This window comes from Mycobacterium sp. TH-M15 (assembly GCF_057473705.1).
Map to the genome: position 1 here is coordinate 1 of NZ_JBYCLB010000036.1, position 2542 is coordinate 2542.

The 2542-nt window shown below is 69.2% G+C and carries 3 protein-coding genes; all 3 read left to right on the forward strand.

The window, feature by feature from the left end; genetic code table 11:
- Positions 1-49: 49 nt before the first annotated feature.
- Positions 50-835 carry a DsbA family protein gene (locus tag AC2VNT_RS00925; RefSeq protein ID WP_486945071.1) on the forward strand — a complete coding sequence of 262 codons (786 nt, stop codon included), beginning with the start codon at positions 50-52 and terminating at the stop codon, positions 833-835.
- Positions 832-1458: a vitamin K epoxide reductase family protein gene (locus AC2VNT_RS00930; RefSeq protein WP_486945072.1), complete on the forward strand. Its 627-nt coding sequence runs from the start codon at positions 832-834 to the stop codon at positions 1456-1458. Before AC2VNT_RS00925 ends, AC2VNT_RS00930 begins: the two co-directional genes overlap by 4 nt.
- A gap of 10 nt (positions 1459-1468) precedes the next feature.
- On the forward strand, positions 1469-2542 hold a 1074-nt coding region (locus AC2VNT_RS00935; protein ID WP_486945073.1), incomplete at its 3' end, for an ATP-binding protein.

Here is a 2542-nt window from a genome sequence, read left to right on the forward strand (position 1 = left end):
AACGCCGCCCTGGACCGGCGAACCGACCACAGCGAGGACGAGCGAACCCGTGGGCAGTAAAGACAGCAGCAAACCCAGACGCCCGGCCGGTTACGACCCGAAGGTGGCCAGCGGGAGGAGCAGCTTCCTGTCGACGGTCGCGCCGATCCTGGTCGTGGTGCTGTTCGCGGTCGGCGTGATCGGCTACATCGTCTGGTCGCACCAGCGCAACGCCCCCGGCCCGGCCCGAGCCGTGCAGGTGGCGTCGGGCAAGCTGGTCACCAAGACGGGCACCAACGAGCCCAAAGCCGTGATGACGTTCTACGAGGACTTCCTCTGCCCGGCCTGCGGTCGTTTCGAGCAACTGACCGGTCCGACGGTGAACAAGCTCATCGACATCGGCGCCATCCGGGCCGACTACTACATGGTGGCCCTGCTGGACGGCCCCGGCACCGACCACTACTCGTCGCGGGCGGCCGGCGCCGCCTACTGCGTCGCCGACGCGAGTATCGACGCGTTCCGCCGGTTCCACTCGATGCTGTTCAGCGAGCGGCTGCAGCCCGCCGAGACCGGGCCGGACTTCCCGGACAACAGCCGACTGATCGAGACCGCCCGGCAGGCCGGCGTCGTCGGCGAGGTGCCCAGCTGCATCAACAGCGGGCGGTACCTGAGGCTGGTCAAAGGCATGGTCGAAGACATCCCGCCGTCGGAGGACGGCAAGGTCGGCACCCCGACGATCCTGGTCAACGGCGAGCGCTACACCCCGTCGACGCCCGAGGCGCTGGTCTCCCGGATCAAGGAGATCGTCGGCGACATCCCCGGCATCGACACGATCGTCCCGGCCAAGACGTCGTGACCACCGCGGCGCCGGTCTCCGAGGCGGCGGGGCAACCGCCCGCCGGCCGGGCACCCGGCGTCCCGGCACCCAGCGGGTGGCTGGTGCTGATCGCCGGCGTGGTCGGGCTGGCCGCGTCGACCACCCTCACCCTGGAGAAGATCCGGCTGCTCGCCGACGCCGGCTACGTGCCGTCGTGCAATCTGAACCCGATCCTGTCCTGCGGGTCGGTGATGGCCACCGATCACGCGTCGGTGCTCGGCGTCCCCAACTCGCTGCCCGGGATCGCCGCGTTCACCGTGGTGGTGGTCACCGGCGTGCTGACGGTGGCGAAAACTCCGCTGCCCCGGTGGTATTGGACCGGGCTGACGATCGGCACCTGGGCCGGTGTCGGCTTCCTGCACTGGTTGATCTTCCAGAGCCTGTACCGGATCGGCGCGCTCTGCCCGTACTGCATGGTGGTCTGGGCGGTCACCATTCCGCTGGCCGTGGTCTTCACCTCCGTCGCAATCGACGCGGATCGTGGACACAAAACATTGCAGGTTTTACACCGGTGGCGATGGACGTTGACCGCGGTATGGTTTAGCGCGCTAATCGTGTTGATTTTCATCCGGTTTCAGAATTACTGGCTGACGTTGGTCTAAGGGTGCAGGTGTGATCTCCAAAGTTCTGGTCGCCAACCGCGGGGAGATCGCCATCCGCGCGTTTCGGGCCGCCTACGAACTCGGCATCGGCACCGTCGCGGTCTACCCCTACGAGGACCGCAACTCGGTGCACCGGCTCAAGGCCGACGAGTCCTACCAGATCGGCGAGCCCGGCCATCCGGTGCGCGCCTACCTGTCGGTCGACGAGATCGTCGCTGCGGCCCAGCGGTGCGGGGCCGACGCGGTCTACCCCGGCTACGGCTTCCTGTCGGAGAACCCGAACCTGGCCGAAGCCTGCGCGGCGGCCGGCATCACCTTCGTCGGCCCCAGCGCGGCGGTGCTGAAACTGACCGGCAACAAGTCGCACGCGGTCGCCGCCGCACGGGAGGCGGGGCTGCCGGTGCTGGCCTCCTCGGCGCCGTCGGCGTCGGTGGCAGAGCTGGTGTCGGCCGCGGCGGAGATGACGTTTCCGCTGTTCGTCAAGGCGGTCTCCGGCGGCGGCGGCCGGGGGATGCGCCGGGTCACCGAGATCGGCGCGCTGGCCGAGGCGATCGAGGCGGCCAGCCGGGAGGCGGAGTCGGCGTTCGGCGACCCGACCGTCTACCTCGAACAGGCGGTGCTCAACCCGCGGCACATCGAGGTGCAGATCCTGGCCGACACCTTCGGCGAGGTGGTGCACCTCTACGAGCGGGACTGCAGCGTGCAGCGGCGGCACCAGAAGGTCGTCGAGCTGGCGCCGGCGCCGAACCTGGATTCGCAGCTGCGGGCGAAGATCTGCGCCGACGCGGTCACCCTGGCCCGGCAGATCGGCTACAGCTGCGCCGGCACCGTCGAGTTCCTGCTCGACGAGCGCGGCCACTACGTCTTCATCGAGATGAACCCGCGGATCCAGGTGGAGCACACCGTCACCGAGGAGATCACCGACGTCGATCTGGTCTCGGCGCAGCTGCGGATCGCCGCCGGGGCGACGCTCGCCGAACTGGGGCTGCGCCAGGAGGCGATCGTCCCGCACGGCGCCGCGCTGCAGTGCCGGATCACCACCGAGGATCCGGCCAACGGTTTCCGGCCGGACACCGGCCGGATC